We start from the raw sequence: 15,613 nt of genomic DNA, 5'->3' as shown, positions 1-15,613 counted from the left end.
ATGAAGTATCATAGGATTTTTTTATAAAAACTCGAATTAACAGGTACGTTTTGTCTTGTTTAGTTTTCAAAGATCATTTTCGTTATCGCTCGTAAGCGACTTTAATATCTTACCATTTTGCATCAGTTAAAGTCAAGAACTTTTTTCAATTTCTTTTTTTAACCTCGTTGCTGTTTTGCGGCAACGAATAATAATATACCATCTGGCTTCTTTCCTTGCAATAGTTTTTTTAAAAAAAGTTTCATTTTATGAAAAATAAAAAGCGCCATAGATAAAATGGCGCTTTGGTTGATGTATTAGCGGTTTCTCATTTGTGGGAAAAGCAGTACATCTCTGATTGATGGAGAATTTGTTAAAAGCATGATTAATCGGTCGATTCCGATTCCTAGACCACCTGTTGGAGGCATACCGTATTCTAATGCTTCAACAAAATCGTCATCCATTAGATGCGCTTCGTCGTTTCCTTCTTCACGTTCTTTTAATTGAGCTTCAAAGCGTTCTCTTTGATCGATTGGATCGTTTAGCTCTGTGAATGCATTTGCATGCTCGCGGCGTACGATAAACAGCTCAAAGCGATCAGTAAAGCGAGGGTCTTCAGGATTTTTCTTAGCTAATGGAGAAATCTCCACTGGATGTCCGTAAATGAATGTAGGCTGAACCAATGTTTCTTCTACTTTTTGCTCGAAGAACTCATTGATAATATGACCTACTGTCATATTTTTCGTGATTTCAACACCATGATCAGCCGCATGCTGTTTTGCTTCTTCAACAGACATCTCCTGCCAGAAGTCTACACCTGTTGCTTCTTTGACCGCTTCAACCATATGAAGTCTCTTCCATTCAGGTTTGAGATCAATTTCATCTTCTCCATATTGAATGGTTGTTGTTCCTAACACCTCTTGGGCAATATGAGCAATCAGGTTTTCAGTCAGATTCATGATGTCTTTGTAGTCTGCGTATGCTTCATACAGCTCGATCATAGTGAATTCTGGGTTGTGACGAGTCGATACACCTTCATTACGGAATACACGGCCAATCTCGTATACTTTCTCTAGACCACCGACAATTAGGCGTTTTAAGTGCAGCTCGATCGCAATACGCATATAAAGCGGCATATCAAGTGCATTGTGATGAGTAATGAAAGGACGCGCTGATGCACCACCAGGGATGCTGTGCATTGTTGGTGTTTCAACTTCTAAGTATCCTTTAGAATCTAAGTATCTTCTCATGGATTGAATGATTTTGCTTCGCATGATGAACGTCTGCTTACTTTCTGGATTTACAATGAGGTCAAGGTAGCGCTGACGATAGCGTTGTTCAACATCTTTTAATCCATGATACTTATCAGGAAGCGGGCGAAGTGCTTTCGTAAGAACCTCAAAGCTGGTCGCTTTAATAGAAAGTTCTCCTACGTTTGTTTTAAAAACAGTCCCTGTTACACCGATGATATCGCCTAGGTCTGAGCTTTTGAATAATTCGTAAGCTTCTTCCCCTACACTATCTTTACGAACATAGATTTGAATTTGTCCTTCTAGGTCTTGAATATGTGCAAAGCCAGCTTTTCCTTTTCCGCGCTTTGTCATCATACGTCCAGCGATTGTTACTTGAGCCGCTTTTCCTTCTAAGTCTTCTTTAGAAAACTCGTCATATTCAGCGATAATTTGCGCAGATTGATGAGAACGGTCATATCGTTCACCGAATGGATCGATACCCTCTTCTCTCATTTTATTCATTTTGTCACGTCTGACCTGAAATTGGTCATTTAATTCTTCGTTATTAAGCCCTTCATTACTCATTTATATCACTCCAATAATGTATTTTGCAGAGAAAAGCAGAAAAACTGCCAGTACATGCACTAGCAGTGAGCTACAAAAAGAAAGATAGTCTTATCCTACTTTTATACTTTGAAGCTCTTTTGCCTCGGCTTCGATCGTAAAGTCATCAAGAACTTGTACAAGCTCCGCTCTCGTTTCACTTTGATTGATTTGATTTCTCACGTCCGCATTGCCTCGGACACCTTTTAAGTACCACGCTGCGTGCTTTCTCATTTCTCTGACAGCCACATGCTCGCCTTTCAGGTCAATGAGTCTGTCTAAGTGAAGTTTGCACACTGACATTTTCTCACGCACGTTTGGCTCTTCTTTCAGTTCACCCGTTTCTAAATAATGAACCGTTCGATAGATCATCCACGGGTTTCCTAGTGCGGCTCTTCCGATCATGACAGCGTCCACACCCGTTTCATCAAGCATACGTTTTGCATCTTGAGGGGTTTTGACATCGCCATTGCCGATGACAGGAATGGATACAGATTGTTTAACCTCTTTCATGATATCCCAATTCGCTGTTCCTTCGTACATTTGCACGCGTGTCCGTCCGTGAAGCGCAACCGCTTGTCCACCTGCTCGTTCAACAGCACGGGCATTATCAATAGCAAAGATATGGTCTTCGTCCCAGCCCATTCTCATTTTCACTGTAACAGGTTTGTCTACAGCATCTACAACAGCAGAGACCATTTCATAAATTTTGTTTGGATCAAGCAGCCATTTCGCTCCTGCATCACATTTCGTAATCTTCGGCACAGGACAGCCCATGTTGATATCAATAATATCCGCTGTGGTATTCTTGTCTACAAACTTTGCCGCTTCGACGAGTGTGTCTTTTTCCCCTCCAAATATCTGAAGGCTCAAAGGCTTTTCCCGTTCATCAATGTATAGCATACCCATTGTTCTTGCATTGTTGATCAGGATCGCTTTGTCACTGACCATTTCAGCGCAGACTAAGCCCGCTCCAAACTCTTTCACTGTCAGTCTGAAGGCAGAGTTGCACACACCAGCCATTGGCGCGAGCACTACTTTGTTTTTAATCTCGATATCTCCGATTTTAAACATTTTTCCCCCTCCTTTCTTCTTCAAGGATTGGCGAAAGTTCTTCCACCGTTATATTTAAAGCATCTGCTATTTGACCAACCAATTGGTTTGTTGGTAATCGATTGCCTCGCTCAATTTCTCCTAAGACAGAGACAGAGATGCCCAGTCTTTTCGCGAACCCTTCCTGAGTATACCCTTTTAGCTTTCGGTATGCACGAATTCTTCTACCCCACATGTCTTTTTCCATATGCTTACACCTTCTTGGTCTGTTACGGCATTTATTTGTACTTCGCCGATTTCTGGGCAAATCTCACTCATCGGAACAAGAACGAATAAACGTTCGTACATTCTAGGATGCGGCACTACAAGTTGTTCTGTTTCAATATTTTCACGATTATAAAGTAAAATGTCAAGGTCAGCCGTTCGCGGCCCCCACCTCACTTCTCTTGTTCTGCCTAACTCTTGCTCGATTGTCTGAGTAAGAGACAGTAGTTCCTCTGGACGAAGTGAAGTGGTAATTTTCACGGCCATATTTAAAAAGTCATCTTGGTTTTCATAGCCTACAGGTGTTGTTTCATATATTGATGAGATTAATTCCACTTGTACCTCTGGATGTTCATGCAGTTTTTTAACGGCTTCTTTTAAATAGGTTTCTTTTTTACCTATGTTTGAGCCTAATGCGATGTATGCCGTGTTATTCATGTGCGTGATCTCGTCATTTCAATTGCAACGGACTGATAGTGACCTGGAATTGGCGGATCTGGCTTGATCACCTTCACTGTACATTCCTGGACTGTCGGAAAGTCCTTTAACACTTGGTTTGCAATTCTTTCTGTCAGTGTTTCAACGAGATTGACCGGCTCACCTTCTACGATGCTTTTGCAGATTTGGTAGAGCTCTGCATAGTTGATCGTCTCATTGAGGTCATCAGTTTGTCCGGCTTTACTTAAATCAAGTGAAGCTGTTAAGTCCACGCGGAATCGCTGCCCTAGTTTGTTTTCTTCTGCAAATACGCCGTGGTACCCGTAAAATTCCATTCCGTTTACATATACTTTATCGATGATAAGCGCCTCCCTTATTCAGCATGGCATCCATCATTTTTGCCATTCTTGCAATTTCTTTTACATCATGTACACGGACCATCGCACTGCCCTTTTGAATCCCAAGACAGACCGTCGCACCTGTTCCTTCAGTACGTTCTTCAGGCGGCAGGTCTAAGACAGCACCAATGAATCGTTTTCGAGATGTAGCCAGCAGCAGTGGATACCCAAGGTGACAAAAATGTTCAAGTTCATTCATGACCTTCAGGTTGTCCTCTTTATTTTTCGCAAATCCTACACCAGGATCTAATATGATCATGTCATCGCGGACACCCGCTTGCTGGGCAATTTGGACACTTTCTTTCAAATCGGCGATCATATCTGAAATCAGATGTGTGTAGTTTCGTTCTGGCCGATTGTGCATTAAAATGATTGGAACATTGTGCTTCGCTGCCACATGTGCCATTTGGGGATCTGCCTTTGCTCCCCATACATCATTAATAATGGAGGCTCCAGCTTTCACCGCTTCATCTGCAACACGGGCTTTATACGTATCAATAGAGATAGGTACATCTAATTCTTTTGTGATCGTCTCAATGACCGGAATGACCCTTGAAAGCTCCTCTTCTTCCGAGACAAGTGCCGCTCCCGGGCGAGTCGATTCTCCGCCAATATCAATAATATGTGCCCCGTCTTCTATCAGCTGCGCTGCATGAGCCAGCGCTTTATCTACTTGATTAAACTTCCCTCCATCTGAAAAAGAGTCAGGTGTGACATTTAAAATGCCCATGACTAATGTCTTTTCTTCATAACTAAGGGTATGGTGCTTGGCCTGTATGATTTTAGGCTGTTTTATCAATTGTTGTGTCATTGTGTCCACCTACTCTTTATGGTCTTGACGTTCTTTAGTGTATTGCATTCTTAACCTTGTTGAAATTGTCCGGCTGTTTTTGGGAAAGTGGATTTCTCCTATTCCTCTGAACGGTACAACTCCCTGAACAGAATTGGTCATCCATGCCTCATCAGCAGAAAGCAAATGTGAGACTGGGTATCGCCCTTCCTTTAGCGAAGCCCCCATAGCGCGGAGCGTTTCCATACAGTATCGACGAGTGACCCCATTTAAAATGCCTGTATCAAGTGACGGTGTATAGATCACATCATCTTTTCGCCAAAATATATTCGAGGTAATGCCTTCTGCCACATCATCTTCTTTTGTTAAAAAGATGCCTTCTAACGACGGGTCATTCCCCACTTCCCTTTTAGCGAGCAAGTTGTTCATATAATGATGAGACTTGAGGCGTCTTGGGCCTTCCGGTGTATTTCTTCTCGTTTGAAGAATGACTCCCTTTTTCTCATCCAAAATAGATTCTGGACGGAAAGGAGAGATCATGACAAAAACGACAGGCTCTTCATAAGGATCTGCAGAGAATCCGTTTCCTCTGCCCGCAGAAACATTCAAGCGAATTCTCGCATGGCCGCCGGCTATTTGGTTTTTATTCAGTAAGGTATGAATGATGTCGAGTACAAATGGTTTCTCTATTGTGGATTCGATGCAAAGGTCACGTAATGATTGATTGAGCCTTTCAAGATGCCAATCCAACAGGAAGACTTGTCCTGCCAGGCTGGTAAATGTTTCGAATACACCGATGCCATATAGAAAACCATGATCAAAAGGAGAAAGAGTCGCGTCTTTCTCCTCTATATACTGACCGTTCAGATAAATGATCATGCGTTTACTTCATGCCCCTTTTTACGATAGGTTTCAATGAAATTTTTCAGCATTTCTTTTCCGAAGGACGTCATAATTGATTCAGGATGGAATTGCACACTTTCAATCGGCAATTCTTTATGGCGAATCGCCATGAGCTCGCCTTCCTTTGTGCTGGCTGTTGCGTCAAAGCACTCTGGCAGCGTCTCGTTTTTGACAATTAATGAGTGATATCTCGTTGCAACGAGCGGATTTTGAAGTCCTGTGAAGACACCTTTTCCGTCATGTTTAATCTCTGACGTTTTACCGTGCATTAAGCGCTCTGCTCGAACAACATCCCCGCCAAAGACTTGTGCGATGGATTGGTGGCCTAAACACACACCGAAGATCGGAATACTTCCTGCAAAGTGCTTGATCGCCTCCATACTAATTCCCGCTTCATCAGGACTGCATGGCCCTGGAGAAATCATGAGAAAATCCGGCTTGAGCTCTTCAATTTCCTGAATGGTCACTTGATCATTCCGTTTCACGATCAATTCTTCTCCAAGCTCACCTAAATACTGGACCAGGTTGTACGTAAATGAATCATAATTATCAATCATTAAAATCATACTCTGCTCACCTCTAACTCAAAATAGTCTCTTCTTTGCTCAACTGTATTGCTTTTTTCACTGCATAGGCTTTTTTAATCGATTCTTTGTATTCGTGTTTTGGGACAGAATCTATGACGATCCCCGCACCTGACTGCATAAAGGCTTTTCCTTCTGTACAATACGCAGTCCGAATAACGATATTAAAGTGCATATCTTGATTGAATCCAAACCAGCCTATAGATCCAGTATAAAGCCCACGTCTTGTTGGCTCAAGTTCTTCTATAATTTCCATTGTTCTCACTTTTGGAGCACCTGTAATCGTTCCTCCTGGGAATACAGCTCTCATGACATCTACCGCGTCACATTCATCACGCAGCTCTCCTTGTACATTGGAGACAATGTGCATCACGTGTGAATATTTCTCAATCGCCATAAATTCGTTCACTTTTACGGATCCATAAGTAGATACTCGTCCAAGGTCATTCCGCTCAAGGTCAACGAGCATCACATGCTCTGCGCGTTCTTTTTCATTTTCAATCAGTTCTTTTGCCAGCGCTTGATCCTCAGCGTCGTCTTTGCCTCGTGATCTTGTTCCGGCAATTGGTCTTGTTTCTAGCTGAGTTCCTTTTTTCTTAATAAGCAGCTCTGGAGATCCACAAACAATCTGGAAGTCAGGCGTATGCAGGTAAGACATATAAGGAGATGGATTCACTTGACGTAATGTTTTGTATAAATCATACGGATGAGTGTGAAGCTGTTCATCTTGTCTGATAGATAAATTCACTTGGAACACATCACCGTTTGCGATATATTGCTTAATTTTCTCTACTGCTTCTCCAAAGGTTTCTTCAGTAAAAGGTGCTGCTGGTACAAATTCTGTGGAAGATTCATTGACAGGTGATTGTGCTGATTCTTCAAAAGAGCTTGTCCACTTTCGCTTCCATTCTTCCAGCCTTTGATTCGCTTCACTCATTGGTTCTGCTTCCTCTGTGTGAGTAATCAGCCACAGTGCGTTCTCTTCATGATCAAAAACTGCAACATCGTTAAACACGAGGAAATAAAGGTCTGGTGTTTTAAGATCATCAATTGCCAGCATCTTAAAATGCTCGATGTATCTAGCATAATCGTAGCTTAAAAACCCAATCGCTCCACCTTGGAAATCGGGGTATTCGTCGTTTGTTTCGGTTTGAAGGGATTGAAACCAATCCGTAAACGCTCTGAATGGATCACCTTCTTTGAACAATACCTCATCTTGATAATGGATGGTCGTCATCCCATCTTTCCCCTTCGCTTTAGCGATCGGGTGAATACCAGCAATGCTATATGAACCGCCGCGTGCACTTTCTAGAAGCACATGATGAGTTTCACGAGCAGTTAATTGTTCGTATCTTTTCAAGAATGCATCTTTCGTAAAAGGAATTTTGATGCCCATCGGCCTGCGTTGTGTCATGTTATCATCCTTTTTTATTTTCATTAATCTTATTGTAATGCAATCCAATTTATTTAGAAAATAGTATTTGCTTTCCATCTTCAGAATTCATGAAAAAACCCCAGCAAATGCTGGGGTGATTGGTTTAATCGAATTGATAAAGAGGTGTACTGAGGTAACGCTCACCGTTACTTGGGATGATTGCGAGAACCTTTTTCCCTTTACCAAGCTTTTTCGCTGTTTGAAGTGCTGCGTAAATAGCTGCTCCGGAAGAAATACCGCCAAGGATTCCTTCTTCTTTCGCTGCTTTTCTTGCAAGCTCAAATGCATCTTCGTTTTTCACTTGGATGATGCCGTCATATATTTCTGTGTTCAGGATTGAAGGAACAAAACCTGCTCCAATTCCTTGAATTTTATGCGGACCCGGCTTTCCGCCTGACAATACAGGGGAATCTGTCGGCTCTACTGCATAAAGCTGGATGGATGGGATGGCTTCTTTTAGGACTTCACCAGCACCTGTAATCGTACCGCCCGTACCAACACCTGCAATAAATGCATCAAGCTCGCCGTCAAACTGTTCAAGAATTTCTTTCCCAGTTGTACGACGGTGAATCTCCGCATTGGCTTCGTTGCTAAATTGCTGAGGCATGAAGTAACCATGCTCTTCTGCCAATTCTTCTGCTTTTTTGATGGCACCTTTCATTCCTTCTGCACCTGGTGTTAAGACAAGCTCCGCACCATAAGCGCGTAAAAGGTTGCGGCGCTCCTGACTCATTGTGTCTGGCATAACCAAAATCGCGTTGATTCCTTTAGCAGCCGCTACCATCGCAAGGCCGATTCCTGTGTTTCCACTTGTTGGTTCAATAAGGGTATCGCCGGCTTTTAGTGTACCTTTTGCTTCAGCATCTTCGATCATCGCTAAAGCAATACGATCTTTGACACTGCTTCCCGGGTTCATATATTCAAGTTTCAAGTAGACATCCGCACTGTCTTCATCTACTAAACGGTTTAATTTAACGACTGGTGTATTTCCTATTAGTTCAAAAACTGAATTTGCAATACGAGCCATCACTAACACCTCTATCTCCGAGTAATTTTATTGTATTAATATTAAATTATCAATTTCAAAAAATTTTGTCAATGCTTTTAGTCCTGCTCGCCATCGTAAAACCATGTGACTTTTGCTTCCTTCCACAGGGTTTTGACATTCGCCTTTTCACCTAGATCTTCCATCGCGATCTGCCTTTTAATCTGATCTTTGACTTCGTCATAGGAGAAAGAGCGGCCATTTAATTTTTCTTTTAACTGAATAATGGCATACCCGTTTTGGGTCTGAATTGGCTCTTTCGTCCATTCATCTGGCTGAAGCTTTTGAGCTTCTTGTATGTATAGGGCTGGGATGCTTTCCTGCTCTTCTGTCACAAATCCAAGATCTCCGCCGTATGGTGAGGTGTAACGGTCGATTGAACGTTCAGCTGCCACGGCTTCGAAGCTGGATCCACCTTTTAAATCTTTCAATACATTTTCAGCCTCGTCCTTTGTCTTCACGACGATATGGCGAATGCGGTATGAATCATCATATTGATATAAGTCCTTGTTTTTTTCATAAAACGATTTCGCTTCTTTTTCAGAAACGACGGCATCTCTTGTTAAAAGCTGCTCTAATAAAATTTGATAACGAATCTGTTCTTTCCATTCCTTCTCACTTGTATGTCCATCTTCGTAGAAATTATTAGATACTGCTTTGAGCATAAGCAATTCACGATTGATCTCTTTCGAAGACACGTCCAGCTTGTTTTGCTTGGCAAGCTGATTGACCACCTTCTGATTGATCATTTGTTCAAGTGTTGCCTTTCCGTAGCGGTCTTCCATCTTCTTTAACCATTCTTGACGCGTTACCTTCTCTTTTCCAATCGATGCAATTTCTTCACCGCTCTTCCCATTAGAAGAAGCCTGTGACATTTGTGACTTTGTTAATACATATGCAATGACAACGGCATTAATCATGAGCAACACGAGGATAAATGTCCATACCACTCTTGCTTTTAATCTCATCTTTCGTCTCCTTTCCATTCTAAAAAGAAAACCCGCTGCTTAGAGCTTAGCGGGTTAATTCTTCACGTAGCTCTTCTAGCTCTTCTTTTGTAAATACATACGTTTCGTTACAAAAATGGCATTGAGCTTCTGCTTGTCCGTCTTGTTCAATCATATCATCAATTTCGGCTTTCCCTAGGCTGATAATGCCATTTGCAAACCGTTCTTTTGAGCAGTTACAAGAAAATTCGACAGGTACAGTTTCTAAAATTTGAGGTTTTTCACCGAGTACTTCTTCTAATATTTCTTCTGGTGTCATCCCTTTTTCAATGAGTTTAGAGATTGGTTCAATGGTTGATAGACGCTTTTCTAGTCTTTCAATGACAGCATCTTCTGTACCAGGCAGCAATTGAATGATGAAACCGCCTGCTGCGAGGATCGAATTATCTGGATTGACAAGGACGCCTACGCCTACAGAGGAAGGCACTTGCTCAGAAGAAACAAGATAATATGTGAAGTCATCTCCAATTTCACCCGATACGATTTCCGTTTGTCCTGTAAAGTGGTCCTTCAGCCCGATATCTTTGACAACACTTAAGGTTCCAGATGTTCCGACTGCACGTCTAACATCCAGCTTGCCATGTTCATTTAAATCAAAGTGAACTTGTGGGTTTGAGACATATCCTCGCACCTGACCTTTTGCATTTCCATCAGCAATAATGGCGCCGATTGGTCCACCGCCTTCTATTTTGACAGTTAGCTTATTCTCACCTTTCAACATAGCACCCATCATGACGGTTGCTGTCATCGTTCTGCCGATGGCAGCTGATGCAGTCGGCCACGTATGATGTCTTCTTTGTGCTTCGTTGATTGTATCTGTTGTGTTTGCAGCATATGCGCGGACTTTTCCGTCATATGCTAATGCTTTAACTAAGTAATCCATTTGATTTAAACCTCCTATAATACACCGACACGATTACGTTCATAAATGAGCTGCAGTCCTTTTAATGTGAGGAACGGATCGACAATATCAATGCAGTCTGATTCATTTCCAATCAATGTAGACAAACCGCCTGTTGCAATGACTTTCGGTGTTTGTTTGGCTTGCTGCTTCATCCGTTTCACTATTCCCTCGACTTGACCAACATATCCATAAAGGATGCCGGATTGCATCGCACTGATGGTGTTTTTTCCAACAATGTGATCAGGACGGACAATTTCAATTCTCGGCAGCTTCGCCGCTCTTGTATATAAAGCCTCAGTTGAGATGGTAATACCAGGTGCAATCGCTCCACCCATGTATTGTTTTTGTTCATTGATATAACAGTAGGTTGTTGCTGTTCCAAAGTCTACCACAATAAGAGGCGCCCCATATAGGTGAATTGCTGCTACTGCATTGACAATTCGATCAGCCCCGACTTCCTTTGGATTGTCACACATGATGTTTAATCCAGTCTTCATTCCAGGCCCTACAATTTGGGGTGTTAGATGAAAATACTTTTCGCACATTCTTTCAAGTGCGAACATCATTGGCGGGACCACAGACGAGATGATAATCCCTTCTATTTGATCAAACATCAGCCCCACATAATCGAATAAAGCCCTAATGGACATACCAAATTCGTCTTCTGTTTTATGACGGCTTGTTTCAATTCGCCAATGGTAGTTTAGATCGCCATTATGATAAACACCTAAAACGGTATTTGTGTTTCCTACATCTATCACGAGTAACAACTTCATCACCACTTTGAATAGTTTCTCAAAAAGAGCATTTTTCGACTTTCTATCATACCATACACGAATTGAGTTCCATTTGTAAACAATTCGAAACCGATCCATTCATGAATCGAAATAAAAAAGCTGCCGGTGATCCCGGCAGCTTTCACAGAAGGAGATTAGATCTCCTCATCTTCTTTTTTCTTGATGTTTACTTTCACATCATCGTTTTTCTCTTCGTCATCTGCGTATACACGCTCTGGAAGCTTTCCAGTTTCGTAAAGAGATTTAATTTGTTCAGCATCTAATGTTTCAACTTCTAGAAGGGCTTGTGCGATGATTTCTAGCTTATCTTTATTCTCAGTGAGAATTTGTTTCGCACGTTCGTAGCTCTCCTTAATGAAACGCTGAACTTCTTGATCAATTTCGTAAGCGATCGCTTCACTATAATTCGGCTCATTGTTGAAATCACGGCCAAGGAATACTTGACCTCCTTGTGATTGACCGAATTGAAGCGGACCAAGTTTATCAGACATACCGAACTCTGTGACCATTCTTCTTGCAATGCCTGTTGCACGCTGGAAGTCGTTGTGAGCGCCTGTACTTACTTCACCAAACGTAATTTCCTCTGCAACACGACCGCCGAGCAAGCCGACAATCTTATCAAGAAGCTCTGGCTTCGTTTGGAAATAACGGTCTTCTCTTGGAAGCATGACCGCATATCCGCCTGCCTGACCACGAGGAACGATCGTTACTTTATGCACCATGTCCGCTTCGTCTAAGATAAGACCAATGACGGTATGACCTGCTTCATGGTAAGCCACGATATTACGTTCTTTCTTCGAAATGACGCGGCTTTTCTTCGCCGGCCCTGCGATGACACGGTCAGTCGCTTCGTCGATATCACGCATATCGATTTTCTTTTTGTTTTGACGGGCAGCAACAAGCGCTGCTTCGTTTAGTAAGTTCTCAAGATCTGCTCCAGAGAACCCTGGTGTTCTGCTTGCAATGGCTTTTAAGTTGACTGACTCGTCAAGCGGTTTGTTTTTCGCATGAACTTTCAGTACTTCTTCACGGCCAATAACATCTGGGCGATCAACCGTAATTTGACGGTCAAAACGTCCCGGACGCAGCAATGCAGGGTCTAGAATATCTGCACGGTTCGTCGCAGCGATGATAATAATACCTTCGTTGGCACTAAAACCATCCATTTCGACAAGAAGCTGGTTAAGCGTTTGTTCACGCTCGTCATGACCACCGCCAAGACCGGCTCCACGCTGACGACCCACTGCATCAATCTCATCAATAAAGATTAAGCAAGGTGCATTCTTTTTCGCATTTTCGAATAAATCACGTACACGTGATGCACCGACACCGACGAACATCTCGACGAAGTCAGAACCACTGATGCTGAAGAAAGGAACGCCTGCTTCTCCTGCAGATGCTCTCGCAAGCAATGTTTTACCTGTACCTGGAGGTCCTACTAGTAAAACCCCTTTAGGGATTCTTGCGCCAAGCTCCGCAAATTTACGTGGATCCTTCAGGAATTCCACCACTTCTACAAGCTCTTGCTTTTCTTCATCTGCACCAGCAACATCTTTAAATTTCACACGTTTCTTCTCTTCTGTGTAAAGCTTCGCCTTACTCTTACCAAAGTTCATGACTCGGCTTCCGCCGCCCTGAGCTTGGTTCAATAAGAAGAAGAACAGGATAAAGATGATGATAAACGGAATGATGGTTGTCAGAACTTGCAGCCATCCATTTGTTTCAGGTGCTGGTTCTACTTTTACATCTGTATTCTTCAGTGCACTGTAAATTTGGTCAACACCTTGACCATCTGGAACATGGGTAATGAAGTATTGATCTTTCTTCGCGCCATCTAATTGACCACGAATTTCATAAACCCCTCTTACAGGCTGAATGGAGATACTCTCCACTTTTCCCGCACTTAGATTTTGCGAAAATTTGCTGTAAGACATGTTCTCAGGCTTTTGATTTGGGGATCCTAACCAACTAACGACCCCTATCACAAGTAATAAAATAAGTATATAAAAAATCGTATTACGAAAAACCCGATTCATTCCTTACCTCCTCCCACAGTAAGCACAACTATGTTCAATAGTATCATAGAAAATCATTCCAACACAACCAATAACCTCATGTATACGTATGCTGATCAGCCTTCGTAAACAGATGGTTTTAACACTCCAATATACGGGAGGTTTCGGTAACGTTCAGCGAAATCCAATCCATAGCCGACAACAAATGCATCTGGTACTTCAAATCCAACATAATCTGCTTTGATGTCTGCTTTGCGGCCACTTGGTTTATCAAGCAATGTCACAATTTTAATGGAATTTGCTTTACGGTATCGGAAAAGCTCTACCAGATAGCTCAAAGTTAACCCACTGTCGATGATATCTTCCATAATCAAAATATCTCTTCCTTCAACAGAAGTATCTAGATCCTTAATGATCTTTACTTCTCCAGAAGATACGGTAGACTTTCCGTAGCTAGATACATCCATAAAATCAAGTTCTAAATATGTATCAATGTGTTTGATTAGGTCTGCCATGAATGGAAGAGCCCCTTTCAAAACACCAATAGCCAGGGGAAATTTACCATCATAATCACTGGTTAATGTTGCACCCAGTTCCTTCACTTTTTGCTGGATCTCTTCTTCTGAGATCAAAATCTTTTCAATATCTTGTTTCATGCTTTTGCTTGCCCCCTACAAATTTTCGTGCTGTCTATATTGTAATACAATGAGATCGCTGTTTGTCATATCAATTTCTTCAAAAACAGATTTTTTCAGACCTGGGATCCAGATGATTTGATGATCCGAGTCAGTGACGATCGGCCAGCTGTCTCTTTCTGCAAGAGGCACTTTTTTATCAATAAATATATCCTTCACCTTTTTTGATCCATTCATCCCTTTAAGTTTGATTCGATCACCATTTTTTCGTGAGCGAATGATCAAAGGGAGACGAACATGATCTTTTAGAAGCAAGAAAAAATGGTTTCCGTTCCGTGCATCCTTCGGAACATGATTTGATACGACGATAGACTGTCCATTTGGGAGAAAAAGCTCTTCTCCAAGCTCAACCTTTAAGTGAAGAGCATAAGACTGGTCTACTACATGCGATCGTTCAAAGGTAAACATACAGTGATCATAAGACTTGACAGCTTGTAAACCTTTTGGCAAATCTAATGATCCAGACGGTTGATCAGTATGAGATAACCAGTCTAAAGTCCCTAGAATATGCTGGTTTGAAAACGCTGATTGAGTGTTTTCATAAAGATAGTTTAATATTAGTTGAATGCCTCTTCTTTGTAAAGGCAAAGGCAGGTCAAGCAAAGGCTTCGTTTTGATCTCAATTTGCTTAGGCGATTGACTCGTTATCACTTGGTTCATTTGTACCTTTGTTAAAGCCTGCAAGTATTGCTCATCCTCAGTCAGCATGTCACTTACAAACTGAAAGCTTTCATGTACATGAGGTGCCTCTTCTTTTAACACGGGAAGAATGTGTCTTCTTACCCGGTTTCTCAAGTAGTCATCTGTATGATTGCTTTGATCAATGACATAGGGAACATGTTCTTTTTCACAAGCTTTTAGCACGTCGTCCTTAGAGTATCCAATGAGTGGACGAATCAGCCATCCATTTTGAAAAGGACGTTTTGCTTGGATACCCGCGAGTCCTATACCAACAGTTCCTCTCGCAAGTCTCATCAACATTGTTTCTACTTGGTCGTCTCCATGATGTGCAAGCGCTATAAATTGAGCGTTGTATTGCTCCATCAATTGACGAAAGAAAGCATATCTGCACTCCCTTGCAGCTGCCTGTTTGTTTAAGCGGTTTTCTTTTGCATATTGGGTGACCTGTATGCGGGACGATTCAAAAGGGATCTCGTGCTCCTTACAGTAAGCCTCAACAAATGCCAAATCAGCAAAGGACTCTTCTCCTCTGAACATGTGATCTACATGGGCTGCAATCAGCTGATAGGAACCTTTGCGGCGCTTGTTAAGTTCATGCAGTAAGAGCATAGAATCTGGTCCGCCGGAAACCCCGACAATGACTGTCGTATTTTCAAGGTAAACATCATGTTTTTTCAAAAAAGATTCAATTCTATTCACAACTTCCTCCTCACAAAGAGCAGGTAATTTAAAGATATACATATCCTATCACTTTCAGTAGCTCCAAGCAAAGAAGAAGCCTGCTTTTTTA

The 15,613-nt window shown here is 42.0% G+C and carries 15 protein-coding genes and 1 pseudogene; all 16 read right to left on the bottom strand.

Annotated elements, in window-relative coordinates:
* Nucleotides 1–296 precede the first annotated feature (296 nt).
* Nucleotides 297–1,796, bottom strand: a complete 1,500-nt coding sequence (gene lysS / locus AC3WTB_RS19035) for a lysine--tRNA ligase (protein WP_034284259.1) — start codon at nt 1,794–1,796, stop codon at nt 297–299.
* A 90-nt stretch (nt 1,797–1,886) separates the two neighbouring features.
* Entirely contained in the window at nt 1,887–2,888 is a 1,002-nt protein-coding gene (gene dusB, locus AC3WTB_RS19030) for a tRNA dihydrouridine synthase DusB (protein ID WP_039175955.1), read from the bottom strand.
* Nucleotides 2,881–3,114: a helix-turn-helix domain-containing protein gene (locus AC3WTB_RS19025; RefSeq protein ID WP_024425661.1), complete on the bottom strand. Its 234-nt coding sequence runs from the start codon at nt 3,112–3,114 to the stop codon at nt 2,881–2,883. Before AC3WTB_RS19025 ends, dusB begins: the two co-directional genes overlap by 8 nt.
* On the bottom strand, nt 3,066–3,569 hold the full coding sequence (gene folK / locus AC3WTB_RS19020; RefSeq protein ID WP_039175953.1) for a 2-amino-4-hydroxy-6-hydroxymethyldihydropteridine diphosphokinase: 504 nt from the start codon (nt 3,567–3,569) through the stop codon (nt 3,066–3,068). Before folK ends, AC3WTB_RS19025 begins: the two co-directional genes overlap by 49 nt.
* Nucleotides 3,566–3,928, bottom strand: a complete 363-nt coding sequence (gene folB, locus AC3WTB_RS19015) for a dihydroneopterin aldolase (protein ID WP_024425659.1) — start codon at nt 3,926–3,928, stop codon at nt 3,566–3,568. Before folB ends, folK begins: the two co-directional genes overlap by 4 nt.
* Nucleotides 3,921–4,778 carry a dihydropteroate synthase gene (gene folP, locus AC3WTB_RS19010; protein WP_492334099.1) on the bottom strand — a complete coding sequence of 286 codons (858 nt, stop codon included), beginning with the start codon at nt 4,776–4,778 and terminating at the stop codon, nt 3,921–3,923. The genes folB and folP overlap by 8 nt, the downstream gene beginning before the upstream one ends.
* A 9-nt stretch (nt 4,779–4,787) precedes the next feature.
* Nucleotides 4,788–5,636: an aminodeoxychorismate lyase gene (pabC, locus tag AC3WTB_RS19005; RefSeq protein WP_058838230.1), complete on the bottom strand. Its 849-nt coding sequence runs from the start codon at nt 5,634–5,636 to the stop codon at nt 4,788–4,790.
* Complete coding sequence (pabA, locus tag AC3WTB_RS19000; protein WP_024425656.1) at nt 5,633–6,226, bottom strand: aminodeoxychorismate/anthranilate synthase component II; 594 nt, start codon at nt 6,224–6,226, stop codon at nt 5,633–5,635. Before pabA ends, pabC begins: the two co-directional genes overlap by 4 nt.
* Before the next feature lie 13 nt (nt 6,227–6,239).
* Nucleotides 6,240–7,658: an anthranilate synthase component I family protein gene (locus tag AC3WTB_RS18995; protein ID WP_144495890.1), complete on the bottom strand. Its 1,419-nt coding sequence runs from the start codon at nt 7,656–7,658 to the stop codon at nt 6,240–6,242.
* A 124-nt stretch (nt 7,659–7,782) separates the two neighbouring features.
* The gene (cysK, locus tag AC3WTB_RS18990) at nt 7,783–8,706 is read right to left on the bottom strand and encodes a cysteine synthase A (RefSeq protein ID WP_024425655.1); all 924 of its coding nucleotides are present in this window, start codon (nt 8,704–8,706) and stop codon (nt 7,783–7,785) included.
* Nucleotides 8,707–8,783: 77 nt separating this feature from the next.
* On the bottom strand, nt 8,784–9,692 hold the full coding sequence (locus AC3WTB_RS18985; RefSeq protein ID WP_492334098.1) for a peptidyl-prolyl cis-trans isomerase: 909 nt from the start codon (nt 9,690–9,692) through the stop codon (nt 8,784–8,786).
* Between the two features lie 46 nt (nt 9,693–9,738).
* Nucleotides 9,739–10,614 (bottom strand): Hsp33 family molecular chaperone HslO, encoded by an 876-nt coding sequence (gene hslO / locus AC3WTB_RS18980; protein ID WP_024425653.1) that lies wholly within the window; start codon nt 10,612–10,614, stop codon nt 9,739–9,741.
* A gap of 14 nt (nt 10,615–10,628) precedes the next feature.
* Complete coding sequence (locus AC3WTB_RS18975; protein WP_039175940.1) at nt 10,629–11,405, bottom strand: type III pantothenate kinase; 777 nt, start codon at nt 11,403–11,405, stop codon at nt 10,629–10,631.
* Between the two features lie 161 nt (nt 11,406–11,566).
* On the bottom strand, nt 11,567–13,468 hold the full coding sequence (gene ftsH, locus AC3WTB_RS18970; protein WP_034284252.1) for an ATP-dependent zinc metalloprotease FtsH: 1,902 nt from the start codon (nt 13,466–13,468) through the stop codon (nt 11,567–11,569).
* A 95-nt stretch (nt 13,469–13,563) separates the two neighbouring features.
* Entirely contained in the window at nt 13,564–14,103 is a 540-nt protein-coding gene (gene hpt / locus AC3WTB_RS18965; protein ID WP_008357399.1) for a hypoxanthine phosphoribosyltransferase, read from the bottom strand.
* Nucleotides 14,100–15,522: pseudogene (gene tilS / locus AC3WTB_RS18960) on the bottom strand (tRNA lysidine(34) synthetase TilS). Before tilS ends, hpt begins: the two are co-directional and overlap by 4 nt.
* Nucleotides 15,523–15,613 lie beyond the last annotated feature (91 nt).

This window comes from Bacillus sp. EB106-04-04-XG123, from assembly GCF_058791855.1.
Note: the sequence above shows the minus strand (reverse complement) of the source record. Positions and strands in the feature narration are given on the sequence as shown.

Coding starts and splice junctions, on each gene's coding strand:
- lysS (WP_034284259.1), bottom strand. CDS start 1,796: ATGAGTAATGAAGGGCTTAATAACGAAGAATTAAATGACCAATTTCAG.
- dusB (WP_039175955.1), bottom strand. CDS start 2,888: ATGTTTAAAATCGGAGATATCGAGATTAAAAACAAAGTAGTGCTCGCG.
- AC3WTB_RS19025 (WP_024425661.1), bottom strand. CDS start 3,114: ATGGAAAAAGACATGTGGGGTAGAAGAATTCGTGCATACCGAAAGCTA.
- folK (WP_039175953.1), bottom strand. CDS start 3,569: ATGAATAACACGGCATACATCGCATTAGGCTCAAACATAGGTAAAAAA.
- folP (WP_492334099.1), bottom strand. CDS start 4,778: ATGACACAACAATTGATAAAACAGCCTAAAATCATACAGGCCAAGCAC.
- pabC (WP_058838230.1), bottom strand. CDS start 5,636: ATGATCATTTATCTGAACGGTCAGTATATAGAGGAGAAAGACGCGACT.
- pabA (WP_024425656.1), bottom strand. CDS start 6,226: ATGATTTTAATGATTGATAATTATGATTCATTTACGTACAACCTGGTC.
- AC3WTB_RS18995 (WP_144495890.1), bottom strand. CDS start 7,658: ATGACACAACGCAGGCCGATGGGCATCAAAATTCCTTTTACGAAAGAT.
- cysK (WP_024425655.1), bottom strand. CDS start 8,706: ATGGCTCGTATTGCAAATTCAGTTTTTGAACTAATAGGAAATACACCA.
- AC3WTB_RS18985 (WP_492334098.1), bottom strand. CDS start 9,692: ATGAGATTAAAAGCAAGAGTGGTATGGACATTTATCCTCGTGTTGCTC.
- hslO (WP_024425653.1), bottom strand. CDS start 10,614: ATGGATTACTTAGTTAAAGCATTAGCATATGACGGAAAAGTCCGCGCA.
- ftsH (WP_034284252.1), bottom strand. CDS start 13,468: ATGAATCGGGTTTTTCGTAATACGATTTTTTATATACTTATTTTATTA.
- hpt (WP_008357399.1), bottom strand. CDS start 14,103: ATGAAACAAGATATTGAAAAGATTTTGATCTCAGAAGAAGAGATCCAG.